The organism is Polynucleobacter sp. UK-Kesae-W10 (assembly GCF_018881575.1).
Classification (GTDB): domain Bacteria; phylum Pseudomonadota; class Gammaproteobacteria; order Burkholderiales; family Burkholderiaceae; genus Polynucleobacter.
Genome location: NZ_JACVQB010000002.1, coordinates 231,447 through 254,800, shown reverse-complemented (window position 1 = coordinate 254,800; position 23,354 = coordinate 231,447). Strand labels below are relative to the sequence as shown.

Genomic DNA, 23,354 nt, shown 5'->3' with positions numbered 1-23,354 from the left:
TAAAAATCATATAAATAGGCCCTAAAACCCACAGAAAATGCCTGTTTTAGGTGCAAATAGAGAGTGGATGGTGGTGCCCGAGGCCGGAATCGAACCGGCACGACTTTTTTGAGTCGGCAGATTTTAAATCTGCTGTGTCTACCGATTTCACCACTCGGGCCCGCACAAGCAGGAACTGCCGCGCTAAATAAATCAAGACAAGGCAAATTTTAGCATGCAAGCGTAAAAAGCGGCCTGGAAGACCCATTCCGGAGTGCTTGGGCTTTCAGAGGCAACAATACTAAAATATTATTCATGAAGCCCATTGGTAAATCAGCAGGACTGCGTAAGTTCTTACGCCCTCTTTCGTGGGTGAGCGGCATTATCTTAGTGCTCATACTGACTGTTGTTTTGGTTTACCTCTATTGCGCCAAATCCAATCCTTCTGGAAAGCACACCATCAAAAGTTTGGGTGACACGGTTGTCATCACATTTGATGAAGCTGACGTCCCCCACATTAAAGCCAATAGCCAAACGGATGCTCTATTTGCCTTAGGTTATCTACATGCTTCTGAGCGCTCTTGGCAAATGGAGATTAATCGTCGTCTTGCCAGCGGTCGCCTCTCTGAAATTCTCGGCAGCGAAACTGTCAGTATTGATCGCTTCATTCGCACGCTTGGGGTCAAGCGCGCAGCTGAACGTCAATTTGATCGTTACCCAGTTGCTGCTAAACGTTTACTCCAAGCATATGCAGATGGTGTCAATGCCGGTAATGCACAACTCGGCTGGGCGCTACCAGTTGAGTACCTTTTAACAGGCTCAAAACCAGGGCATTGGTCACCAACAGATAGCGTAGCTTGGATGTTGATGATGGCCTACGATCTTGGTGGTAACTGGCAAAAAGAATTGCAAAGACTTGAGCTCTCACAGTATCTGACCACTGAGCAAGTCTGGGAAGTGATGCCGCCCTTTGAGGTCGGTGAACCGGTCACTAGAGTCGATTTTGCCAAGCTCTATAAAGAGCTCAATATTTTCAATCCCAACCCATCTAGCAAAGACGGTAAATCCAAAAATCTTCCAGCTACCGAGCTTTCCAGTATCGATCTGCCAGGCGGCAAAGACGGTATTGGCTCCAATAACTGGGCTCTGAGCGGCAAATTAACAGTAAGCGGCAAACCCCTCCTTGCAAACGATCCTCATCTAGGCCTCTCTGCGCCAGCGATTTGGTATTTCGCCCACTTGGATGCGCCTGGACTCAACGTTATCGGTGGCACCCTCCCCGGAATACCGGCAGTCGTTTTAGGAAGAACCGATAAATACGCATGGAGTTTTACAAACACCAATCCAGATGTTCAAGACGTCTACATCGAACAATTGGATCCCAAAAATCCAGGTATGTACCGCGGTCCTGATGGCATGCTGCCCTTTAAGGTGCGCCAAGAAATCATCGATATTAAAGATGCGCCACCACTCCAATTTATTGTGAAAGAGACGCGTCATGGCCCCGTGATGTCGGATTCCTATGCTCGCGCAAAACGTGCAATTGACACTAGTCGTTTTGCGCTAGCACTTCGCTGGACTGCGCTTGATCTTGAAAATCAATCCGTCGCAGGTCTACTCGAAATGAACCGCGCTAAAGATATAGATTCATTTAAGACAGCCTTGCGAAAAAATTATGCTCCCATGCAAAACGTCGTGATGGCTGATGTCGATGGGAATATTAGCTATCAAGCAGCTGGCGTTGCCCCCAAGCGCGTGCTGCATCAAGGTTTATATGGGGTTGCCCCAGCCCCTGGCTGGGAAAAGCAATATGACTGGAATGGATACGTCCCATTTGAACAATTACCGGCCAGCAATAATCCAGAGCAAGGTTGGATTGCTACCGCTAACCAAAGAATTATTGCTAGCAATGATCCCAACCCCTTGACTGGTGATTGGGATTTATCAGCACGCTATGACCGCATCGTCGATTTGATCAAATCTAAAAATACGCATGATTTAGGTTTCATGAAAACGATGCAAGCAGACACCTACTCTCTAACCGCCGTCCCGCTGCTAGCACTTTTTAAATCCAGCACATCGAATCACCCCGTGGCCGCTCAGGCGCAAGAAATTATTCAGAGCTTTAATGGCGATATGAAGGTTGATAGCGCAGGTGCTCTGATCTTTAATGCTTGGGCAGACCAATTAACGCGTAATTTATTTTCGCGCTTAAGCTATTTGTTCTCACTCAATTATGGTGACCGCAATTACCGGGGCGCCTTGATTCATCAAGTACAAAATCCAAATAGCCCCTGGTGTGACAACCCCAAAACAGAGCAAGTAGAGAACTGTCAAGAATCTGCTAATGATGCCCTCAACAAGGCTTTGGATTATCTCAGTACGGAATACGGCAAAGACCCTAAAAAATGGTCCTGGGGTGAAGCGCATACTGCGATTTCTGAGCATCGCCCCTTAAGCAAAATCCCTGTACTAGGTAACTTCTTTAATATTCAAACACCGTTCCCTGGTGACAGCAATACGATCAATGTAGGCAGACTAGAGCTGTTGCGCTCTAAGAATCCCTATGAAACTTTACAAGCACCCAGCTTACGCACCATCTACGACTTATCTGATTTAGAAAAGTCTTTGTTTATTTATCAAGCTGGTCAATCTGGCTGGGTACAAAGTAAGCTCTATCGCAATATGAATCCACTGTGGGCAAACAATGAATATTTACCGCTGCAGATGAAATCAGAAAAGGTTGAGCGTTCCTTAGAGCTTCATAACAAGTGATCCCTCTCAGCCATCCTGTGAAGCTAGCGCGCCTACAAACCTTAGTGTCTTATTGCTTGATCGCTAGCGCCCTACTATTTCAGGGCTGCGCGGCACCACTTGTAGCGATTGGGAGTTCCACCTCTGCAGCAGCCAGCACGGCAGGCAGTACTGTGGCGGCAGCGGCAGTGGCCAACCCGATTACTGCCACGAGCATTGCATCAACTGCTACCACCGGAAAATCTCCTCTTGAGCATGCGGCATCTGCGGCTACTAAAAAGGAATGCAGTTTCTTAAATGTGGTCGGACCTAAACCAATTTGTGAGGAGATCACCTTGCCGCCAGTAACCGATTACAGCACTCCTTTGCCAGGCCCTTTGGATACAAAACAAGAGTCTGCCAAGCAATAGAACTAGGCAATGTCATACATTTTGGTGGGCTAGGACTAAAATTAGCCTCTATTAGCAATCTTGAGATGAATTGAGCAATGACAACAGAAAACTATTACCTCACCCTAACCTGCCCTAACAAACCTGGAATTGTGGCTGCCGTATCCACTTATATTTTTCAGGCTGGTGGCGATATTGAAGAAGCTCAGCAATTTGACGACAAAGCGTCTAAGCGCTTTTTTATGCGTGTGAGTTTTAGCTGCCCTACCGATGGCAATACATTGCGCTCAGGCTTTACCGAAATTGCTAAACGTTTTGAGTTGACCTGGAATCTGCGCGCAGTAAAAGATTTGAAGCGCGTCTTGATCATGGCATCTAAGCTTGATCACTGCCTGGTTGACCTACTCTACCGCTGGCGTATCGGTGAATTGCCAATGATTATTTGCGGTATTGTTTCAAATCATCCACGTGAGGTTTATGCCAGCATCGATTTTGCTGACATTCCTTTCTATCATTTACCGGTTACTCCAGAAACCAAGCCTGCACAGGAATCCAAGTTGCTGGAAATTATTGCTGACTCTAAAGTCGATATGGTGATCTTGGCGCGCTATATGCAAATCTTGTCGGATGATCTATCCACCAAGTTATCGGGCCGCTGCATTAACGTACATCACTCTTTCCTGCCAAGCTTTAAGGGTGCTAAGCCATACCATCAAGCCCATGCTCGCGGTATTAAATTGATTGGCGCCACTTCCCACTTTGTCACTAGCGACTTGGATGAAGGTCCAATTATTGAGCAAGACGTTACCCGCGTAACTCATGGCGATACACCGGAAGATCTTGTACGCAAAGGGCGTGATTTAGAGCGCACCGTCTTATCTCGCGCACTCCGTTATTACCTGCATGACCGTGTCTTAATTAACGGCACGACCTCAGTCGTCTTCTCTGACTAAGCGATTGTTTTCTAAGGCCTGACCCCTGGGGACTCCAGGGGCAGACCGCGCGCTCTCCAAGCCAAAAATAGTTCAAGTTGCGCCATCTCTGGCGAACCATATTCATACTGCTGCGCCCTGACGCCACTCATGCAGTTGCGCAAACGTCGCTGCAGTGAGCCAAGAGTTTGCCATTCCAGTCGATAGATGGGGTAGGCATTGGGATGCCCCTGCGGGATGGGGCTGCCCCCCAACTTAAGACCAGCACGATCTTCATGACACTGAGCGCAAGATAAATTGAGTTGACCCATACGCTCATAAAAAGATTGCCGCCCTTTTTGTAGATCTACCTTATTGCTAGCAGTTTCTTTAACAGCAATAGGCATTCCCTTCGACTGATTAGCTACTAAGGCCGTTAAAGATAACAGTAGCTTACTTTCATAAGCAAGTGCATTGGCACCCTGGGCCTTGGTACGACATTGATTGATTTGCCCTTCCAGGGTTTGCAACTTGCCGTGGATAATTTTGGGAAATTGGCTGGCTACCCCACGCATGGATTTTTGAACATCTCCATGGCATCCGGCGCACGATTGATTCTGCGTTCCCGTTTTTTCATTCCAGGCAGCTTCACCATCTACCACCCAGAACATGGCTGGATTAAGACTAGAATCATCTTGCATCGCCTTATTTTCCAGAGTCATCAGCTCGTAACTCGATTGAAGCTTTTGTTTAGCTGGGTTATCGGCTGCCATTACAAAGCCGGCAGCGCTAATCAGCAAAGGAATCAACACCCTTTTCATGAAACGGTGATGTGTGCCTGATTGATGGCCTCATAACCATCATCCCCTGACCACTTAAATTCGAGCGTGCCCGTTTCTGTGGCGATAGTTGTGAAAATGACTAAAGGATTGGCACCCATACCCGGGTAGAAATCCATCTTAAACACTTCAATATCGTTATAGGTACAGGCAAAGGTGCGAATGATGTCACGGGCAATGGGCTTACCACTCTCTGTGTAGCGAAATCCAGACTCCATATCGTGCTGAGCAATCGCACGAATTTCAATAATAGCGCCCTTCTTTGCGCTGGCGGGCATCGTAATCGAGGTTCGCGACGTTTTACTCATACCAACTCCGTGCAGGCAGAAAGGGTTACCAAGGTTTCAGCATGGCCACTCCAAAAACTACCATCATTCATTTGCGCAATAGCCCAGACAGTCTGACTATCAGCCAAACGAACACGCGTAGTAATACTGGAGGTCCCAGAGCGAGGAGTGAGATAGGCGGTAAAAATATTAGGCAGTGGATTGCCTTCTGCAATGACGTGGATTGCTTTGACGTAGTTAGTGACCGTCATCGGGCTCTCAACACTCACCTTTAACACCACGAGATTACCGTTCTCCACTAACGGGGGAATCACTATAGAAACCCTACCCTCTTGCACTGCTTTACCACCAGAGATGTCTTGAATTGCTTTAGTCGCATCTTCTTTTTTAGCAAATACCGTCAGAGGGCTAAACCATGTACCAATTACTAAGAGGCTTAGCTTTTGTAAGCGTCCGAGCCAACGTCGACGATTAGGCTGAAAAGAAAAGTCTAAATTCATTATTGAGCCTGTTTTTTTAAAGTTAACAAGAAGGACACCACATCTTCAATTTCTTGACCAGTCAAAATTGTTTGGCCCGCAAACTTTGGTGCCACTCGCTGCAAATGATCGGTACGGTAATACGCTGGCATGATGGTATTCGGATTAAAGTAGCTGGCATCGACTATTCTGGCGCGCAATTGTGGAGCCGAATACTGGGCAACACTTGCGCTGAGCTCAGGAGCCAAATTTCCTTGAAAGCGCTCCTCCGGAAATGGCCCGCTATGACAGAGAAGGCATAAACCGGTTTGACGACTGGCAACGATAGAACGACCGCGCACTGGATCCCCAGGGGTTGCCGTTAACGGCTCATTGATAACGCCACCAACAATCGTTTGCGCAAACACTAAATTGAAATTGAGGGCGACTAGCAAGACGCTTGCTAGTACGCACCCCTTTTTCATCATCGACGCTTCACAATACTTTGATGTTTAGACCAGCTTAATGCCGCTATTCTTCAAAGGTACTGTGCGGTAGCGTTTGCCAGTGGCGCGATAGATTGCATTGAGCACCGCTGGCGCTGCTACAGCAATCGTTGGCTCACCAACACCACCCCACTCTTTGCCACCACCCTCAATAATGATGGTCTCCACCTTAGGCATTTGCGCCAAGCGAATAGAGTTGAAGGTATCAAAGTTCTTCTGCACAACTGCACCATTTTCAAGGGTAATTTCTTCCTCGAAGAGAGCAGATAAACCATACACAAACGAACCAGATACTTGGCGATTAATTTGCGCTGGATTCACGGCGTAGCCTGGATCAGTGGCAGCAACAATACGATGAATCTTCACATCAGTACCATTGGTAACTGATAACTCACAAGCAGCAGCAACATAACTGCCAAATGAACGCATCTGTGCTACACCACGATAAACGCCTGGTGCTGCAGGCTTAGTCCAACCGATACCATCCGCGACAGCATTTAAGACCGCTACAGCACGTGGATACTCTTGCATATGCTTGCGACGGAACTCCACAGCATCCATGCCAGTTGCCTCTGCCAGCTCATCCATAAAAGTTTCAATAAAGATCGCGTTTTGGTTTACGTTTACGCCGCGCCAGAATCCTGGCGGGACATGCGTATTACGCATCGCATGATCAATCGTCAAATTCGGGAAGCTGTAAGTAATGCCATGCTCACCACTTGATTCAAGACCTTGGAAAGTCAGAGGATCCTTACCTTTATTCGCTGCTACAACCGCTGGACGCACCGCAGCCAAAATAGACTGACCAGATAAACGCATATTGATGCCGGTTACGTTCTTCTTGTCATCAATTGCAGCAGTCATCTTACACATCATGACGGGGTGATAGCGGCCCTGAGTCATATCCTCTTCGCGAGTCCAGATCAATTTGATCGGAGTACCAGGCATTTGCTTAGCAATATTGACCGCTTGCGTTGTGTAATCCTGGAATGCACCACGACGACCGAAGCCGCCACCGAGATTAACCTTGTACACATTACATTTTTCAGCAGGTAAACCAGAGGCTGCAATCACAGCTGCCAATGACGCCTCACCGTCTTGAGTAGGAACCCAAGCCTCACAAGAATCGGCAGTCCACTTTGCAGTAGCCGTTTGTGGTTCTAGAGTTGCGTGATTCAAGAATGGATAGAAGTAAGTAGCTTCAATTTTCTTAGAAGCGCTAGAAAGAGCGGAATTCACATCACCATTGGTGTTGTGCACGAAAGCATCATTTGCAGTGAGGCCCTCTTCTAACATTTTCTTGATCGATGCACTAGATACATTGCCATTTGCACCGTTATCCCAAACGATGTTAACTTGATCTAAGGCAGTCTTCGCTTGCCAGAACGTTTCTGCTACAACTGCAACTGCAGAGTCGCCCACTTGAACAACTTTCTTCACACCCTTCATACTTTGCGCTTTAGCAGCGTCATAGCTTTTCACTTTGCCACCAAAGACCGGGGACTCTTTGATGTTAGCTACCAACATGCCGGGCATCTTTAAATCAATTGCATACACCTGACGGCCAGTAACCTTGTCTGAAACACCATCAATGCGATTGACTGGCTTACCGATCAATTTCCATGCTTTTGGATCCTTTAATGGCACTTCCGTTGGAACCGCTAACTGTGATGCCGCTACAGAAACCTTACCGAATGTAGTTTTGCGACCAGAAGGTGTGTGGGTAATGACGCTATTGGCTGCAACGCACTCTGCGGCTGGCACATTCCATTGATCGGCCGCTGCCTGAATCAACATCATGCGCGCAGCTGCGCCACCTTTACGAACATATTGTTCTGACGTACGAATACCGCGACTGCCGCCAGTGGAATAACTTCCCCAAGCTTGCTTACGCTTCAAGCTTTCTGCTGGAGATGGATACTCATAGCTTACTTTTTTCCAGTCGCACTCTAATTCTTCGGCAACCATTTGTGCTAAACCGGTAATCGTGCCTTGGCCCATTTCGGAGCGCACGATACGAACAACGACATCATCATTGGGCTTTACTACAACCCACACACCGATTTCAGGTGTGGACAAAGGGGTCATTGAAGTAGTGCCAGTACCCATGGCTGCATTGGCTTCGGCCATGAAGACAAAATCAAAGCCAATCGCTAAGCCGGTAGCGATCGCTGTGGAGCCAACAACAAAATGACGGCGGGAGGTGTTAATAGTAGTAGTAGTCATCGTTTCCTCCTTAAGCCTTGGCAGCAGCATGAATCGCTGCACGCACTTGTTGGAATGTGCCGCAACGGCAAATATTGGTGATCGATTCATCGATCTGAGCATCCGTTGGCTTTGGATTGTTGCGCAACAAAGCGGTTGTTGCCATCACCATGCCAGATTGGCAATAGCCACACTGGGGCACTTGATTGTCGACCCATGCTTTTTGTACCTTAGAGAGTTGACCACTCTTTTCTAAGCTCTCAATGGTTTCAATTTTTTTACCTTCAGCAGCTGCAACTGGCAATGAACAACTGCGCATTGCTTGGCCCTCGAAGAGCACCGTACAGGCGCCACACTGACCTACGCCACAACCATACTTGGTACCTGTTAAGCCGATTTGTTCACGAATCACCCACAACAATGGGGTATCAGGATCAACATCTACTTTGTATTTCTTACCATTGACATTTAACTCAGCCATGAGTGGTCTCCTATTCGTCTCTGTTCTAGTTGCAACGCATTCGCGTATTTTTATATTCCAAAAGGTCTGCTCTAAAAACCCTTTGGTTTTCGTGTGTTTATCTTACTGAAGAAATGAATTATTGCTATGCAGCATAAATGAGAGCCTGTAAGATCGGAACATGATTTTCGGCCTTGTTCAAATCCTTTTATTTCAGAGTCTTGGGGAAATCATCTCCAAGTTCCTCTTACCGACCCTTCCTGGCCCAGTGATTGGGCTAGTACTTTTGGTGCTATGGCTTGTTATTCGCAAAGGAATTAATGCTGAGCTAGCTGCAGTAGCCGATGGGTTCAGTCAATACTTTGGCCTACTGTTTGTCCCGGCGGCAGTAGGGGTGGTGCTGTTTTTACCCCAACTTAAAGCCAATGCCTTGGCGATCATCTCTGCACTGGTAGCCAGCGTCATTCTGACAATTGGCTCAAGCGCATTGGTGGTGCGCTTCCTGAGCAAGGAGGTCCGCGATGAGTGAAAAACATTCCATCGTCGAGATTTGGGTCTATCTCTCGGGCAGCCCACTATTTGCGCTCTTCATCACTTTGGCGGCCTATCAAATTGGCCTCACGATTTATAAGCACTCCAAGCAAAATCCCCTGGCCAACCCAGTAGCCATTGCCATCTTAATTGTGGCAACGACCATTCAGGGTATTGATATGCCTTACTCAAGCTACTTCGAAGGCGCTCAGTTCATCCACTTCTTGCTGGGTTCGGCCACTGTTTCCTTGGCCATTCCGATTTATCGCGGTCTTAGCAGCCTCAAAGGCAGATCGCTTCCTTTGCTAGCCTCGCTTTGCACTGGCGGCCTCGTGTCGATTGTGAGCGCGGTGGAAATTGCCAAGCTGCTAGGTGCCGATAACAGCATCACTGGAGCGATGTACCCGAAATCGGTCACCGCACCGATTGCAATGGGTATTGCAGAACGCATTGGCGTCTCGCCCACCCTTACCGCTATCTTTGCAGTGAGCACCGGCATTTTGGGAGCGATTTTGGCCCCCTTTGTCCTCAATGCTTTAGGAATGAAAGCGTGGTGGCAACGCGGCTTTGCCATTGGTATTGGCGCGCATGGTATCGGCACGTCACGTGCGTTTAGCATCCACCCTGAAGCCGGCACCTACGCCAGCTTAGCCATGGGAATGAACGGCGTGATTAGCGCAGTTGCAATTCCGATCATCTACCACTTATTCAATTAGTTGCCTGATACGCAGGTGCCCCGTTATTCTGATTTCGTTTGGACTGATTTCACAATTGGGGCAAAGCGTACCAAATCAGATTTAATTTGCTCGCCAAATTTTTCTGGAGTGCCAGGTGATGGAAAAATACCCATCGCTAACAGCTTGGCTTTACCTTCCGGAGAATTCAAAATCTCATTTAAGGCTTTATTGAGTTTGTCGATAATGGGCTTAGGGGTTTTTGCTGGCGCCAACAAACCGACCCAATCATCAATCACAAAATCTTTCACGCCACTTTCAATAAAAGTTGGCACGTCTGGCATGCTGGGACTCCTTCTAGCGCTAGACACTGCTATGGCGCGTATCCGTCCTGTAGCGACATACTGATTCGCACCCGCAACAGCGGTATAGACGAGGGGTACATTGCCACCCAAGAGATCCAGCAAAGCTTGGCCACCACCTTTATAGGGAACATGAACTAAATTTGCGCCTGCTTTTTGCTTAAACAATTCACCCGCAATATGAGGTGTTCCACCAGAACCCGATGTGCCATAAGACAATCCGTTGGGATCTTTTTTAGAAATTGCAATCACCTCTGCCAAGGTCTTCCCTTGAAAATCATTGTTTGCCACCAAGATCAAAATAGCGTCACCAATTTTTCCGATGGGTGCAAAGTCTTTCACACTATCGAAGGGGACCTTATCAAATAAAGATGGGTTAATCGATAAGGTACCCGCATAACCTAACAACAAGGTGTATCCGTCGGGCTCAGCAGTAGCCACCATTTGAGTGCCAATATTTCCAGAGGCGCCCGGCTTGTTTTCCGCAACGACTTGTTGCCCCAACTTTAAGGAAAGTTGTTCAGCAATAAATCGACCCGATGTATCTGTAACGCCACCAGGCGTAAAGGGGATGATTAAACGTATTGGGCGATTAGGATAATTGGATTGCGCAAATCCCAACAATGGAACGCAGGCTGCCAATACAAAGGCAGCTGAGGATAGGTAACGTTGCAATTTCATAGCGAACCTTGATTTAGTAGATAGAGTTGTTCTAGCTTTACTTCGTTTCAACAAAACGCTTTTCAAATTCCCACACATCTTCAAAACCCATTAACTTAGATAGATCACCAAAGTCATATAAATCGACTGGGTTTTGAATCGATGAACCCGATTCTTTAAAGTGTTCATACACTTTGGTCATCGCTTGAACCGAAGCCAACAATGCAGTTACTGGGAAGATCGCAATCTTGTAGCCCAACTGCTCTAGCTCAAGCTTAGACAATACCGGCGTTCTCCCCTTCTCTACCATATTGGCAATCAGCGGATGATTGGGGAAGGCTTCGCCAATCCGTTTCATCTCCGCTTCATTTTCAGGGGATTCAATAAAGAGGATGTCCGCGCCCGCCTTGGCATAGGCTTCACCACGTCGTAGCGCCTCATCTAACCCCAAAGTAGTTCGCGCATCGGTTCTGGCGATGATCTTGAAATTCGGGTCAGTGCGTGATGCCACTGCTACCTCAATTTTTTTGACCATATCCTCCAACGGAATCACTCTTCGCCCAGGCGTGTGACCGCATTTCTTAGGAAACTCTTGATCTTCTAGCTGAATAGCTACCGCGCCGGCGGCTTCGTAGCCTCGGATCGTATGGCGTACATTTAATAAGCCACCGTAGCCAGTATCACCATCAGCGATCAAGGGAGTCTTTGCCATACCAGCCATTTGTGTCACCCTGCCTACCATCTCGGTATAGGTTGCCAAGCCAGCATCAGGCAGGCCTAACAAAGAAGCAACGGTGCCATAGCCTGTCATATAGAGTGCATCAAAGTTCATGCGATCAGCCAAGCGCAATGAAACCATTTCATAAACACCAGGAGCAACAATCAGTCCGGGTTGTATAAGGCGCTGATTAAATACGGTTCTTTGTGAAGTCATGTTTCTTCCAATGGATGATTAATTTTGTATTGGGTTCAATAGAGATGTCTTATGCGTGGATTTTCATTGCAGCGTCAACTGCATCACCCAACACGCTGCACAGGAATTCCACTTCTTTTGGCTCAGAGATAAATGGAGGCCCTACTGCAATCACATCTCCTGCCACACGCACTAAGGCGCCTCTCTCGATACACGCCTCCAAGACCTTCAACGCCCTGAGGCCAGGTTTACCAGCAACAGGCTCGAGCTCTACAGCGCCGGATAAGCCAAAGTTACGAATATCCAATATTCCAGATTTGCCCTTTAAGGCATGCAGACCATCTGCGAGAACAGGCTCAAGCGCTCTAGCCCGGTTCACTAAATCATCGGACTCAAAAATATCGAGTACGGCATGACCTGCAGCGGTAGGAATGGGGTGGCCCGAATAGGTATAGCCGTGAAAGAATTCAATCGCCTGCTCTTGGCCGCCATTCGAAATGATGCTGTCATAGATATCGTCTCGCACAATCACGCCGCCCAAAGGAATGACCCCATTGGTAATCGCTTTTGCAAAGGTAATCATGTCGGGTACTACGCCAAATCGATCGGCCCCAAAATTAGCGCCTAAGCGACCAAAGCCGGTAATGACCTCATCAAAGATCAATAAGATGCCGTGCTTAGTGCAGATCTCACGAATTTTTTGCAAATAACCTTGTGGCGGAACGATCACACCGGTAGATCCTTGTACCGGCTCGAGAATGACTGCGGCAATCGTGTTGGCATCATGTAAAGCAACAATCTTCTCTAGCTCATCTGCTAAGTGCGCACCCCAAGTAGGCTGCCCTTTTGAAAAAGCCATTTGAGAAAGATTTAAGGTGTGCGGTAAATGATCAACACCAGGCATCATCATGCTGGTAAAGGCTTTGCGATTGGCCACCATGCCGCCAACCGAAATACCGCCCATACCGACACCGTGATAGGCGCGATCACGACCAATCATTCGGATGCGCGAAGCGTTGCCCATCACCCGGTGATAAGCAATCGCCATCTTTAGTGCAGTATCCACCGCCTCTGATCCAGAGTTGGTAAAAAATACTTTGCCCAATCCTGCTGGCGCCATCTTGGCAATGCGCGTTGCCAAACTAAATGTAGCCTCGCTTGCCATCTGAAAAGCCGGGCAATAATCCATTGTTTCAAACTGTTTGGAGATGGCTGCACCAATACGTGGATCAGCATGCCCCAAGGGTGAGCACCAAAGACCAGAAAGACCATCAAACAACTTACGACCATGGTCATCATAGTAGTAAGCTCCCTTAGCAGACTGCATGATCTTCGGGTGTTGATGAAAATAGCGATTTGGTGTGAATGGCAACCAATAGGCTGACATATCAATAGCGGCTGGCGTCTGATTCGAAGCTGTCATCTGTCTCTCAATTTGTTTTATGAACTGCTTTTGTAATATCCAATACTATATAACCCATTGACCTTGTTGACCGGACAGACCTTGAGATGACTATTCAAAAATCCTTATTTCTCAGTATTTGCACCCTCCTTAGTATGATTGGATCGGCTTTTGCAGCCCCCGAGGGGGATTGGCCCAAGAAACCACTGGTGGCAATAGTCTCCTTTCCGGCAGGCGGCTCTACCGACATCTTTGCCCGTAGCGTGACTGCTCCCCTTGCAGAGTTACTTGGCCAGTCTATCGTGGTAGAAAACAAACCCGGTGCTGGCGGCATGATTGGTCTGCAAGCAGCTGCTAAAGCTGCACCAGATGGCTACACCATTCACATTAGCGCACTCACCAATCAATCCATTTCTTCTGCTTTGTTTAAGAATCCCCCCGCTGACTTACAAAAAGATTTTGTACCTGTCGCTCTGATTGGCACCATTCCGCATTTAATTGTGGTGAACCCAAGTGTTCCAGCAAAAAACCTGCCAGAGCTCATTGCCTTCATCAAATCCAAAAAGGGTGACTTTAATTACGCCTCACAAGGCAATGGCAGCCTTTCTCATCTAGAGTCGACCCTGTTCATGCAACGAATCGGTGCTACTGGCACCCATATTCCCTATAAAGGCAGTAGCTTTGCCCTGCCAGATTTAATTGCAGGCAATACCCTAATGATGTTCGATAGCGTGACCGCTTCTCTACCCCACATTCAAAGCAGCAAACTGCGCCCAATTGCTATTGCGGCAGCTGAACGCTCACCACTGATGCCCAATGTGCCTACACTCGGACAAGATGGTATGAAGCAATTTGATGTTGAGAACTTCTATGCGGTTTATGCGCCCAAGGGAACTTCCCCAGCCATTGTGAGTAAGTTAGAGCATGAGATTCGCAAGATTTTGACTAATCCAGACTTTAAGGCTCGGATGGCTGCGCAAGGTATTCACCCGCAATTTGCGAACTCCGAGAAATTAGCAGAGATTACCGCTAGCGAAGCGAGCAAATGGGAGAAGGTAGTAAAGTCTGCCAATGTCAAAGTCGATTAAACACATTATCTTATTTAAGCCATGTTAATTTCTCCCCCATTTGGTGGTGGCCGCGCGCCTGTTCTTGCTAGAAATACCGTAGCGAGCTCCCAACCCTTAGCGACACAAGCTGGTATCGAGGCCCTGCAAAATGGTGGCAATGCCGTTGATGCTGCACTGGCCACTGCGATTACGTTGACGGTCGTTGAGCCCACCATGAATGGACTTGGTGGTGACGGCTTTGCGATATTGTGGGATGGTAAAAAAATTCATGGGCTCAATGCCTCTGGTCGTGCACCCGCAGCCTGGACGCCTGAATACTTCGCAGGCAAAAAAGCGATGGATCTGATTGGCTGGAATACTGTGACTGTGCCAGGCATGGTGGCGGGTTGGATTGAGCTCTCTCGCAAGTTTGGTAAGTTGCCATTTGCTCAACTATTTAAGCGTGCTATCGACTATGCGGAAAATGGCTTCCCGGTTTCTCCAGTCATTGCACGTCAATGGCGTGAGGCCATCCCGATTCTTAAAAATCAACCAGGATTTAGTGAGTCATTTTTAATGGATGGGAAAGCACCTCAAGCCGGTCAAATTTGGCGCTATCCTGCACAAGCAAAAACCTTACAAGAAATCGCTGCTACTAAAGGTGAGTCTTTTTATAAAGGCGCCCTCGCCCAAAGTATGGTCGACTTTGCTCAAGCCACAGGCGGCTGTTTTACGATGCAAGACTTTGCCGATAATCAACCAGATTGGGTTGAGCCTTTGGCATTTGATTATGGTGATTACTCTCTTTTAGAGATTCCCCCAAATGGCTCTGGCATTGCTGCACAGATGGCGCTAGGTATTTTGCAAGCTGCCAATGTCAAACAATATCCAGCCAATTCAGCGCAGCGAATTCACTTACAGATTGAAGCGATGCGTTTAGCCTTTGCGGATGCCTATGCTTACGTCTCGGATGCGCACTCCATGCAAGTTCCTGCATCGAACCTACTCGACCGGGATTACTTAGCGGGCCGCGCTGCATTGATTGATCACGCGAAGGCAGGTAGCTATGGCCCTGGCGATCCTCATTCAGGCGGCACTGTCTATTTATGTGCGGCCGATGAATCGGGCATGATGATTTCCTACATTCAATCGAACTTCAAGGGCTTTGGATCTGGGGTAGTCGCTCCCGGTGGCATTGCTTTCCACAATCGCGGCATGAGCTTCAGTCTTAGTGCTGGACACCCCAATGAAGTAGCACCCGGTAAACGCCCTTTCCATACCATCCTGCCAGCTTTCTTAACCAAGGATGGCAAGCCTGCTATGGCATTTGGCGTCATGGGTGGCAATATGCAACCTCAAGGTCATATTCAGTTTGTGATGCGCTTTGTTGATGAGTATCTCAATCCACAAGCCTGTTCTGATGCTCCACGTTGGCGTATTGATGATCTGGGCAAGCTTACTGTTGAAGCAGCGATGCCTCAAAGCGTAGTGGATGGCCTAAGGGCTATGGGTCATGAAGTGGTTGTCCAACCTGCTAATAGCCTTGACTTTGGTAGCGCGCAGGCAATTGCAAGACTCACTGAAAATGCTGGCTCTGCTTACATCGCTGGAAGTGATCATCGTCGCGATGGATTGGCGGCTGGTTTTTAGATTACTTTGAGTTTGGCAAGCAATTTAAATAGAAGCGCTTGATCTCTTGATCACAGCTAACATCTCTGGGTTCAATCGGCCTTTGAAGAGAAATGCCTTCAATCGTTTTGCAGCGACTTAGCGCAACATAAACTTGCCCTGAAGCAAACGCACCAGATGATAGGTCTACCTTGACCTTGTCGAGTGTTTTGCCCTGACTCTTATGAATGGTGACGGCCCAGGCAAGCATCAATGGAATCTGGACATAGGTGCCAATAATGCTGGGGGAAATTTTTCCAGACATCATGTCATGGTCGTAGCGATACGACTCCCACTGATGCTCAGTGACTTCCACTGTATTGGAGTAAGGCCCGTCTTGCACCATGACTTTGATCTTATCTGGGAGCATTTCTCGGACAACGCCAATCGTGCCATTGACCCAGCGCTTGGGAAAGCCAGGATCAGTCGCAGTAAACATGACCTTTGCGCCGACTTTTAATACCAAGTTATTAGGAGATGGCAAATTTCGCTCATCGATATTGAACTTGCCCGTAGTTTTTCCTGAGTAGACCTTACCTTCTGCTGTAATAGCGCGCAGCCCTGCACCATTAATCTGATCAGCGCGCGCATTGGTTGTAGTCAATGTAATAGTTTGTTCATCAACTTGTTCATCCTTACGATAGCACTCAGCATTAAGGGTGTCGATGGCTTCGTCTACATCCTGATTGATGCGAATGCGGTTTAGCAGGCTTGCGAAATGCGCATCTTTTTGACGAAAGATCTTAGAAAGCTCTACCATCGTGACATCTTTGCGATGTAATGCCATTGCGCAGAAAAAATAAGGCCCTTCGTAACCGCGATCTGCAAGCACTTGCATATCGCCACTAGAAACAACTGGGGGCAATTGAAAGAGATCCCCCACAAACATCACCTGAATACCACCAAAGGGCTTGCCTTTTTGAGGGCCATTCTCACGCAAGAATAGATCCATGGCATCAACCACATCTGCGCGAACCATAGAGATTTCATCAATGATGAGCAGACGAATATCTTTATACAGTCGCTTATCCCGCAGCGGCTTGATGTCCTCCTCAGGGAAGATCAAGCGTGGCGGCAGCCTGAAGAAAGAGTGGATGGTGACACCCTTTACCTGGAGCGCAGCAACACCGGTTGGGGCAACTACGACCACATTACCGGGAATGGTTTCGCGCAAATAGCCAATCAGGGTAGTTTTACCGGTACCCGCTTTTCCACTGACGAAGATATAGGGATCATGGCGCTCAATGGCCTCAATGACCTCCTGGTAATCGGACGTAATTTCAATTTCAGGGGTTTGCGCTACTGAGGGGCTATTCATACCCCTATTGTTTCATGACCACAGGCTTTTGTAATAAAAGCTTGTTTTAGCTAATATCCTTAAAAATAGACTTGACCACGCCTTCACCGAAGATTTGGATCGCATTACGTCCATTCGATTTTGCTTCATACATCGCAACATCGGCATTATTCATGAGATCAGATTCATTTAAACCATGATCTGGATAAATAGCAACACCAATACTGGCGCTGGTAGATACCAACCCACCATCCGCCATGATAGGCGCTGCCAAGGCACTACGAATTTTCTCTGCGATCATCATGGCCGTCTTCTCCTCACCAACACCGGGCAGCAAGACAATAAATTCATCACCGCCAAGTCGAGCAACAGTGTCGGTGTCACGCAAGCACGCCCGCATTCTAGAAGCAACCTCTGTTAGTACAGCATCGCCGGCATGATGTCCGTTGACATCATTAATGGTTTTCAGATTATCCAAATCTATAAACAGGAGAGCCAATTGTGATTGATTGCGTTTGCATGCAGCCAGAGCATGCGACAGTCGGTCTGAAAAGAGTGTTCTATTGGGAAGCTTTGTTAAAACATCATGGTGAGCACGATATTGGTTTTCAGCATTTCGTCGATACGTCTTGAGCAAGAAGTAGGTGCCCACAAAGAGAATGATGATGCTCAAGATGGTGGCAATTAAGCCACCAGTCGCATTTTTATGCCAATTGGCCAAGTACAAAGTCTCGGGGACTACCGCTCCAACGATAAATGGATAACCCGCTACCTTTCTGTAAGAGATCATCCTTTCAACAGGCTCAGTATTTTGACGGGTAAAACCAGTGCGGGAAGCAAAGATCACCCCATTGCCCTTGCTTGCAGCGGCCAGCGATTCCTCTATGAGATTATTGTTATTCACTCGGCCAATGAGTTTCTCCACTAGTGGCCAGCGAGTTAAGAGCGTTTTATCCTCACGGTATAGCGTAATCGCTGATCCATCGCCCAAGCTTGACCCTAGCCTTTCATATAAAGAGGAAAAGACCTCAACCGAAACGCCCACCAAAATTAAACCGAGAAACTCATCATGCGCGCCATTCACGCGCCGGGCTAAATAAAAAACCCACTTTCCATTTCCTTTGTTTTGGACGGGGGCGCTATAGTAAGTTTCTAGGCTATTGTGACTTTTAAGATAGATAAAATAATCGCGATCTGCTAGATTAATTTCAGGAGCTGGATAAGAGCGAGAAAAGTTAAGTACTTTGCCATCATTAGCGACAAAAGTAGTGACGTCCAAGATGGAGTTGGATTTTGTTTTTTCCTCTAGTAACTCAAATTGATTTTTATTAGAGGTGAACTTGCGATAACTTTTTTCATCCTCAATTTTTGCCGCATACACCAAATCATCAATACTATTTAAAACTGTATTAGCAGACAAAATTACCTGTGAAGTGTGCTCAGCCAATATCAATGTCAAGGTGGCAAGCTGATCAGCGCGATCTTCGATCGTATTTCGTCGCAGCAAGTAACCCGAAATTACTGCATTTATGACGAAAATAAAGGCCAGAACAATCGAAGCACCAATAATGATGCGCGAATTTCGCCTGACATTAGAGCTGGGCTCAAAACTGATAGGCATTTAATCACCGTACATTTCTGAAATCTGCAAGAAATGATCTTTTTCCTGCAAAAAAGCTTCAACAATTCGAGGATCAAAACGCTTGCCTTTTAGACGGCAAATTTCGTCACACGCTTCTTCATGTGTCCACTGCTTCTTATAGACCCGTTCTGTTACCAGTGCATCGTAGGTATCGGCTAAAGACATGAGTTGTGCCGCCAAGGGAATCTCTTCGCCCTTCAGACCCAGTGGATAACCACTGCCATCCCAATTTTCATGATGGCAACCAGCGATGCTAATGGCAACATCCAATACGTGAGTATGCTTGGCATCCTTGAGCTTGGCAGCATTAAGCACATCTTTACCCAGCGATGCATGGGTTTTCATGATGTGCCACTCTTCTTCAGTCAATGGGCCTGGTTTTCTGAGAATCGTATCGGGTATGCCCACTTTGCCAATGTCATGCAAGGGCGCCGCTTTGACAAGATCCTCAATCGCCTTTTCGCTAAGTACCTCTCGGTAGACCCCGCTATGCCTTAGTCTCTCAGCCAAGGCCCGAACATAGTTTTTCGTACGCAGAATATGGTTGCCAGTTTCGTTATCCCGCACCATTGATAGCGCATTTAAGCTATTGAGCATCCCATCCTGAATGGCGTAAGAGCTTTTGCGGTATTCGTGCCAGAGCTTTTCCAGATAGTAGTTGGTTATCAGAATGCAGATGGTGACCATTGCAAGAATCGAAGCCACTCTCAACGCAAAACCGATGCCATCTTCTTGATATAGGGTTTGTAAAGTGACAGTTGGATCAGAAAATAAAAAAGCGGATCTAACAATCCGTGTTCCCAGCTGAAAGATGACTACGCCAAGCAGCAACTTGATTTGATAAGCATTATCTTTTTTTAATAATTGCGCCAGTGAAACTATTTGCCAAATACATAATGCGCCTAAGACGCTATTCATTAAATGAATGCGCTCTATCGTGGTGCCGAAATGTTGAAGATGAATATAGCCAAACGCAGTGGCTAGTAATGTCACGCAAGCCAGCACAACCGTCGTTTTGGTATTGGATTGATTCCAAAAGCTAAAGAGCAAAGAAATATTGATCATTCCTGCGATCAATAGGATATTGGCAGCCGCCAAGACAAATTTACCCCCCCATGGAACTAGGAAGAATGACAGCATGGATAAGGCCAAGAAACTCAGGCCAACTGGCCAGTACAGCACCTTAAACTGAGTGCGATCATCATCCTTGGTGGCTAAAAAACGGGCCATCAGCCCGACCAGGACAATGAATATTGCTAAGTAGAAGGTTTGATTGGCTAACTGCATTCCATCATCGAAAAAGGTAAGCTATTTAATGGCGAATACTACATAATAAGCTTATCGGGATATCCACTCAATAACCCAAGTCCAGTGTTTAGTGAACCCTCCTTATTTACCCTAATTTATGACTTGGTTCTACCCTCTCCGCATCCGACCCGCTTTCTGGGTTTTCTCTATTGCACTCATTCTCACCAGTCGCAGTGCTTTTGCTTTGCCTCAAGATTGGGATCTGTTTAAGAGCACTTTTATCAGCGAAGGTCGTTTAGTAGATCAAGCCCAAAATGGGATTAGCCATACCGAAGGTCAAGGCATGGCGATGCTGCTAGCAGTACAAAATAATGATCCCAACACTTTTCGACGGCTCTGGAATTGGACGCAGCACAATCTACAGGTGCGCGAAGACAAGCTCTTTGCTTGGAGCTGGTCACCAGACACTGGCGTTAAGGATAGGAATAACGCCAGTGATGGCGATCTGTTCATTGCCTGGGCCCTATCAAAAGCCTATACGCGCTGGAATGAACCAAGCTATTTGTATGAGGCAATCCGCATTAGCCAATCGATTAGACAAAAGCTATTACGTAAAACTGCTAAAGGTATCGTGATTCTTCCCGGCGAGATGGGCTTTGAAAAGCCAGATGGATTAAAACTCAATCTTTCTTATTGGGTCTTTCCGGCCATTCATGAACTCGCTATTTTGGATCCCGCTCCTGAGTGGGCGGATCTAAAAGCTACTGGCTTACAGTTAATCACCGAGGCTCAATATGGTCAATGGCATTTACCACCTAACTGGCTTTTGCTGAAAGATAATGCCCTCTCTCTGACCGATGACGATCGCTTTGGTTACGATGCCGTGCGCATTCCCCTCTATCTCATCTGGGGGCAAGAGGCTACAACCGAAAACATGAAGCCCTTTCAAGTCTTTTGGAAGCAATTTCAAGATGCAGCTGTGATGCCATCATGGGTAGACCTTCAGAATGGCAGCATGGGAACGTACAATGCATCCATGGGCTTTCACGATATCGCCAATCTCAGTATCTCCTTCCCCAAGTTAGGGTCAGTTCCACTTTCTGAATATGATCCAAATCAGGGCTATTACTCCTCAATGCTCTCCCTATTTACCCAATCTACCTTAGAAGATCTGAAAAAATAATATGGGCTTATGGGGCTTTTACTTCATCATCAAGGCAATCCTGTTTTATACAGGCTATATTAATTTTCACTTCTTTGTGAATGCCGCCTTTGCGATTGCCTTAATCTTTTCCAATGCCAACCCCACGCTCTTGAAAATTCGTCGCTGGGTAGCCATCCCAGTTGGCTTGGTGCTGTTTTACTTTGACAGCCAGCTACCCCCACTACGCAATGTCATCCCCAAAATTAGTCAGCTAGCTGACTTTAGCTTTGACTACTATCTAGAACTCTTTACGCGGATCGTAAACCTTCAAGTTGTGGGCGCACTGGTTCTGAGTTTTATTATTTACTATCTGGTTTCAAAAAAAATTCGCATGAGCACGATTGCCGTTCTTGCGATTATGAGTACGCTGCTTCCCTTCAAGCAGAATGTCAATATCTATTCTTACGATGCCTCAGGTCAAGTGATTGGTGCCCCAAGCGATGATGAGCTTACCGAATCCCTGGATGGTTTTTTTATCGATGAAATTGCTCGCACCACATTTAATCGCTCGCAAAAAGCGAGTGGTGCTCCTTTCGATATTCTAGTGATCAATGTTTGCTCATTGGCCTGGGATGATCTGAAATATGTCAAAGAGGAAGAGAACCCTCTCTTTAAGCGCTTTCATTACCTCTTTACCAGCTTTAACTCGGCATCCTCCTACAGTGGGCCCTCCATTATTCGGCTACTAAGAGCTAGTCATGGTCAACAAGATCAACGAGATCTCTATAAGCGGCCTATAGAAGGCTCGCTACTGTTTAATAATTTACAAGCTGCCGGCTTTGATACGCAGTTGGCGCTCAATCACGATGGCAAGTATGGCGATCTACTCCAGGAAATTCGCCATGATGGTGGCATGACTGCCCCATTGTTTGACAATACAAAATCTGCCCCTTATTTAAAAGGCTTTGACGGCTCGCAAGTCTACGATGACTATGCAGTGCTATCAAACTGGTGGGATGCCCGCATGAAGAGTCGCCAAGATCGGGTTGCCCTCTTCTACAACACCATTAGCTTGCATGATGGCAATCGCGCTTTAGATGGACGTTTGGAGAATAGCGTGGAAACCTATTCTCGTCGCCTACATAAATTACTCGAGGATGTGGATCGCTTTTATAGCAAGGTGAATAGCTCTGGTCGCCAAGTCGTGATTGTGTTTATTCCTGAGCATGGCGCAGCAATTCGTCGCAACAAGAATGAGATTGTAGGTATGCGAGAAATTCCAAGCCCAAATGTCACCAATATTCCTGTTGGCGTTCTATTTACAGGCAAATCGGATGCTCCAGCCAAAACCAAGATCATTGAGCAACCCACTAGCTATCTAGCCGCTTCAGAGATGTTGTCCCGCTTTGTGGCTAAGTCACCTTTTACTGCCGGCAGCATAGACCCTGAGTTTTATTCCAAAAATCTGCCGAGTACGCGCTTTGTAGCCGAGAATGAAGATTCGGTAATCATGAAATTTGGAGCGTCTTACTACTTCCGTTCGAACGATATCAACTGGAACTTGTTCGATACCGAAAACTAGTCCTTAATTAAGGCCTAGGCTCCGGCCAGATTCCCGGAACATTGCTTGCCTGGTTCTCCTGAATTGGATTTCCAATAGCATCTAGGTGAATCACCTCACCGCGGACCTCAACCGCTGTTTTCTCTTTGGCGATCTGCCGAACGATATCTAAATTGGCTTTGATATCTGGGCTATTGGGATTTAAACGATAAGCCCTCTCTAGCAAAATCAAAGCTGTACTCGTATCTTGCATCTGCAATGCATAGAGTGCACGCTCATTTAATTCGCCAGGCATGTAAGGATCAAAACGTGGGGCTTGCTCCGGTATTTGTGCAAAAGATACGACACTCATCGCGGTAGTAAAAATCCACAACAGACTGAAGATAGAAAAGCGCTTGATCATGGTCGGTCCATT

At 47.1% G+C, this 23,354-nt stretch carries 22 protein-coding genes and 1 tRNA gene; 9 read left to right on the top strand and 14 right to left on the bottom strand.

The features are described from left to right. Positions 1-71 precede the first annotated feature (71 nt). Positions 72-160 (bottom strand) — tRNA-Leu (locus ICN24_RS07610). 134 nt (positions 161-294) lie between these two features. Between ICN24_RS07610 and ICN24_RS07605 the strand changes: the two genes are divergently transcribed. The 3 genes from ICN24_RS07605 (at position 295) to purU (ending at position 4,075) form a co-directional block, all read left to right on the top strand. Then, positions 295-2,754: a penicillin acylase family protein gene (locus ICN24_RS07605; protein WP_216222646.1), complete on the top strand. Its 2,460-nt coding sequence runs from the start codon at positions 295-297 to the stop codon at positions 2,752-2,754. Beyond that, the gene (locus ICN24_RS07600) at positions 2,751-3,143 is read left to right on the top strand and encodes a hypothetical protein (protein WP_216222644.1); all 393 of its coding nucleotides are present in this window, start codon (positions 2,751-2,753) and stop codon (positions 3,141-3,143) included. Before ICN24_RS07605 ends, ICN24_RS07600 begins: the two co-directional genes overlap by 4 nt. A 77-nt stretch (positions 3,144-3,220) precedes the next feature. Continuing rightward, a complete protein-coding gene (purU, locus tag ICN24_RS07595; protein WP_216222643.1) occupies positions 3,221-4,075 on the top strand; it encodes a formyltetrahydrofolate deformylase in 855 nt (284 codons plus the stop codon). A gap of 11 nt (positions 4,076-4,086) precedes the next feature. On the opposite strand, the gene soxA is transcribed toward purU, so the two are convergent. From soxA to ICN24_RS07565, 6 genes are read right to left on the bottom strand one after another with little or no spacing between them, the layout of a single operon-like run. Continuing rightward, on the bottom strand, positions 4,087-4,854 hold the full coding sequence (gene soxA / locus ICN24_RS07590) for a sulfur oxidation c-type cytochrome SoxA (protein ID WP_216222642.1): 768 nt from the start codon (positions 4,852-4,854) through the stop codon (positions 4,087-4,089). Beyond that, on the bottom strand, positions 4,851-5,180 hold the full coding sequence (locus ICN24_RS07585; RefSeq protein ID WP_216222641.1) for a thiosulfate oxidation carrier complex protein SoxZ: 330 nt from the start codon (positions 5,178-5,180) through the stop codon (positions 4,851-4,853). The genes soxA and ICN24_RS07585 overlap by 4 nt, the downstream gene beginning before the upstream one ends. After that, the gene (locus tag ICN24_RS07580) at positions 5,177-5,659 is read right to left on the bottom strand and encodes a SoxY-related AACIE arm protein (protein WP_216222640.1); all 483 of its coding nucleotides are present in this window, start codon (positions 5,657-5,659) and stop codon (positions 5,177-5,179) included. Before ICN24_RS07580 ends, ICN24_RS07585 begins: the two co-directional genes overlap by 4 nt. Further along, positions 5,659-6,105 carry a sulfur oxidation c-type cytochrome SoxX gene (gene soxX / locus ICN24_RS07575; RefSeq protein WP_255532604.1) on the bottom strand — a complete coding sequence of 149 codons (447 nt, stop codon included), beginning with the start codon at positions 6,103-6,105 and terminating at the stop codon, positions 5,659-5,661. The genes ICN24_RS07580 and soxX overlap by 1 nt, the downstream gene beginning before the upstream one ends. Before the next feature lie 24 nt (positions 6,106-6,129). Beyond that, positions 6,130-8,349, bottom strand: coding sequence for a xanthine dehydrogenase family protein molybdopterin-binding subunit (locus tag ICN24_RS07570; protein WP_216222639.1), 2,220 nt, complete (start codon positions 8,347-8,349; stop codon positions 6,130-6,132). A 10-nt stretch (positions 8,350-8,359) separates the two neighbouring features. After that, positions 8,360-8,809, bottom strand: coding sequence for a (2Fe-2S)-binding protein (locus ICN24_RS07565; RefSeq protein WP_216222635.1), 450 nt, complete (start codon positions 8,807-8,809; stop codon positions 8,360-8,362). A 160-nt stretch (positions 8,810-8,969) separates the two neighbouring features. On the opposite strand from ICN24_RS07565, the gene ICN24_RS07560 reads away from it, so the two are divergent. Both ICN24_RS07560 and ICN24_RS07555 read left to right on the top strand, forming a co-directional pair. Further along, a complete protein-coding gene (locus ICN24_RS07560) occupies positions 8,970-9,317 on the top strand; it encodes a CidA/LrgA family protein (RefSeq protein WP_216222633.1) in 348 nt (115 codons plus the stop codon). Then, complete coding sequence (locus ICN24_RS07555) at positions 9,310-10,035, top strand: LrgB family protein (RefSeq protein WP_216222625.1); 726 nt, start codon at positions 9,310-9,312, stop codon at positions 10,033-10,035. The genes ICN24_RS07560 and ICN24_RS07555 overlap by 8 nt, the downstream gene beginning before the upstream one ends. A 23-nt stretch (positions 10,036-10,058) precedes the next feature. On the opposite strand, the gene ICN24_RS07550 is transcribed toward ICN24_RS07555, so the two are convergent. The 3 genes from ICN24_RS07550 to ICN24_RS07540 are packed head-to-tail and all read right to left on the bottom strand — an operon-like array spanning position 10,059 to position 13,351. Further along, complete coding sequence (locus tag ICN24_RS07550; RefSeq protein WP_216222623.1) at positions 10,059-11,036, bottom strand: tripartite tricarboxylate transporter substrate binding protein; 978 nt, start codon at positions 11,034-11,036, stop codon at positions 10,059-10,061. 37 nt (positions 11,037-11,073) lie between these two features. Next, on the bottom strand, positions 11,074-11,949 hold the full coding sequence (locus ICN24_RS07545) for an oxaloacetate decarboxylase (RefSeq protein WP_216222621.1): 876 nt from the start codon (positions 11,947-11,949) through the stop codon (positions 11,074-11,076). A 49-nt stretch (positions 11,950-11,998) separates the two neighbouring features. Further along, positions 11,999-13,351 (bottom strand): aspartate aminotransferase family protein, encoded by a 1,353-nt coding sequence (locus ICN24_RS07540; protein WP_216222619.1) that lies wholly within the window; start codon positions 13,349-13,351, stop codon positions 11,999-12,001. Between the two features lie 188 nt (positions 13,352-13,539). Here ICN24_RS07540 and ICN24_RS07535 point away from each other — a divergent pair, with 188 nt between their 5' ends. Both ICN24_RS07535 and ICN24_RS07530 read left to right on the top strand, forming a co-directional pair. After that, a complete protein-coding gene (locus tag ICN24_RS07535; RefSeq protein WP_370623116.1) occupies positions 13,540-14,418 on the top strand; it encodes a Bug family tripartite tricarboxylate transporter substrate binding protein in 879 nt (292 codons plus the stop codon). Positions 14,419-14,439: 21 nt separating this feature from the next. After that, entirely contained in the window at positions 14,440-16,029 is a 1,590-nt protein-coding gene (locus tag ICN24_RS07530) for a gamma-glutamyltransferase family protein (RefSeq protein ID WP_216222616.1), read from the top strand. Between the two features lies 1 nt (position 16,030). Here ICN24_RS07530 and ICN24_RS10395 read toward each other — a convergent pair whose 3' ends face one another. The 3 genes from ICN24_RS10395 to ICN24_RS07515 are packed head-to-tail and all read right to left on the bottom strand — an operon-like array spanning position 16,031 to position 20,216. Continuing rightward, positions 16,031-17,365: an ATP-dependent RecD-like DNA helicase gene (locus ICN24_RS10395; RefSeq protein WP_216222614.1), complete on the bottom strand. Its 1,335-nt coding sequence runs from the start codon at positions 17,363-17,365 to the stop codon at positions 16,031-16,033. 46 nt (positions 17,366-17,411) lie between these two features. Beyond that, a complete protein-coding gene (locus ICN24_RS07520; protein ID WP_216222611.1) occupies positions 17,412-18,965 on the bottom strand; it encodes a sensor domain-containing diguanylate cyclase in 1,554 nt (517 codons plus the stop codon). Beyond that, a complete protein-coding gene (locus ICN24_RS07515; RefSeq protein WP_216222608.1) occupies positions 18,966-20,216 on the bottom strand; it encodes an HD-GYP domain-containing protein in 1,251 nt (416 codons plus the stop codon). Positions 20,217-20,391: 175 nt separating this feature from the next. Between ICN24_RS07515 and ICN24_RS07510 the strand changes: the two genes are divergently transcribed. Continuing rightward, positions 20,392-21,417: a glycosyl hydrolase family 8 gene (locus tag ICN24_RS07510; RefSeq protein WP_216222605.1), complete on the top strand. Its 1,026-nt coding sequence runs from the start codon at positions 20,392-20,394 to the stop codon at positions 21,415-21,417. A gap of 1 nt (position 21,418) precedes the next feature. Next, the gene (gene bcsG, locus ICN24_RS07505) at positions 21,419-22,960 is read left to right on the top strand and encodes a cellulose biosynthesis protein BcsG (RefSeq protein ID WP_216222601.1); all 1,542 of its coding nucleotides are present in this window, start codon (positions 21,419-21,421) and stop codon (positions 22,958-22,960) included. Positions 22,961-22,967: 7 nt separating this feature from the next. Here the strand turns inward: bcsG and ICN24_RS07500 are convergent, their stop codons facing one another. Then, the gene (locus ICN24_RS07500; RefSeq protein ID WP_216222600.1) at positions 22,968-23,342 is read right to left on the bottom strand and encodes a tetratricopeptide repeat protein; all 375 of its coding nucleotides are present in this window, start codon (positions 23,340-23,342) and stop codon (positions 22,968-22,970) included. Positions 23,343-23,354: the final 12 nt, after the last annotated feature.

Bases quoted from the DNA above. Each gene is read 5' to 3' on its own strand.
- ICN24_RS07540 (WP_216222619.1), bottom strand. From the start codon at position 13,351: ATGACAGCTTCGAATCAGACGCCAGCCGCTATTGATATGTCAGCCTAT.
- soxA (WP_216222642.1), bottom strand. From the start codon at position 4,854: ATGAAAAGGGTGTTGATTCCTTTGCTGATTAGCGCTGCCGGCTTTGTA.
- ICN24_RS07585 (WP_216222641.1), bottom strand. From the start codon at position 5,180: ATGAGTAAAACGTCGCGAACCTCGATTACGATGCCCGCCAGCGCAAAG.
- ICN24_RS07515 (WP_216222608.1), bottom strand. From the start codon at position 20,216: ATGGCCCGTTTTTTAGCCACCAAGGATGATGATCGCACTCAGTTTAAG.
- ICN24_RS07570 (WP_216222639.1), bottom strand. From the start codon at position 8,349: ATGACTACTACTACTATTAACACCTCCCGCCGTCATTTTGTTGTTGGC.
- ICN24_RS07500 (WP_216222600.1), bottom strand. From the start codon at position 23,342: ATGATCAAGCGCTTTTCTATCTTCAGTCTGTTGTGGATTTTTACTACC.
- soxX (WP_255532604.1), bottom strand. From the start codon at position 6,105: ATGATGAAAAAGGGGTGCGTACTAGCAAGCGTCTTGCTAGTCGCCCTC.
- ICN24_RS07510 (WP_216222605.1), top strand. From the start codon at position 20,392: ATGACTTGGTTCTACCCTCTCCGCATCCGACCCGCTTTCTGGGTTTTC.
- ICN24_RS07580 (WP_216222640.1), bottom strand. From the start codon at position 5,659: ATGAATTTAGACTTTTCTTTTCAGCCTAATCGTCGACGTTGGCTCGGA.
- purU (WP_216222643.1), top strand. From the start codon at position 3,221: ATGACAACAGAAAACTATTACCTCACCCTAACCTGCCCTAACAAACCT.
- ICN24_RS10395 (WP_216222614.1), bottom strand. From the start codon at position 17,365: ATGAATAGCCCCTCAGTAGCGCAAACCCCTGAAATTGAAATTACGTCC.
- ICN24_RS07555 (WP_216222625.1), top strand. From the start codon at position 9,310: ATGAGTGAAAAACATTCCATCGTCGAGATTTGGGTCTATCTCTCGGGC.
- ICN24_RS07605 (WP_216222646.1), top strand. From the start codon at position 295: ATGAAGCCCATTGGTAAATCAGCAGGACTGCGTAAGTTCTTACGCCCT.
- ICN24_RS07565 (WP_216222635.1), bottom strand. From the start codon at position 8,809: ATGGCTGAGTTAAATGTCAATGGTAAGAAATACAAAGTAGATGTTGAT.
- ICN24_RS07545 (WP_216222621.1), bottom strand. From the start codon at position 11,949: ATGACTTCACAAAGAACCGTATTTAATCAGCGCCTTATACAACCCGGA.
- ICN24_RS07520 (WP_216222611.1), bottom strand. From the start codon at position 18,965: ATGCCTATCAGTTTTGAGCCCAGCTCTAATGTCAGGCGAAATTCGCGC.
- bcsG (WP_216222601.1), top strand. From the start codon at position 21,419: ATGGGCTTATGGGGCTTTTACTTCATCATCAAGGCAATCCTGTTTTAT.
- ICN24_RS07560 (WP_216222633.1), top strand. From the start codon at position 8,970: ATGATTTTCGGCCTTGTTCAAATCCTTTTATTTCAGAGTCTTGGGGAA.
- ICN24_RS07530 (WP_216222616.1), top strand. From the start codon at position 14,440: ATGTTAATTTCTCCCCCATTTGGTGGTGGCCGCGCGCCTGTTCTTGCT.
- ICN24_RS07550 (WP_216222623.1), bottom strand. From the start codon at position 11,036: ATGAAATTGCAACGTTACCTATCCTCAGCTGCCTTTGTATTGGCAGCC.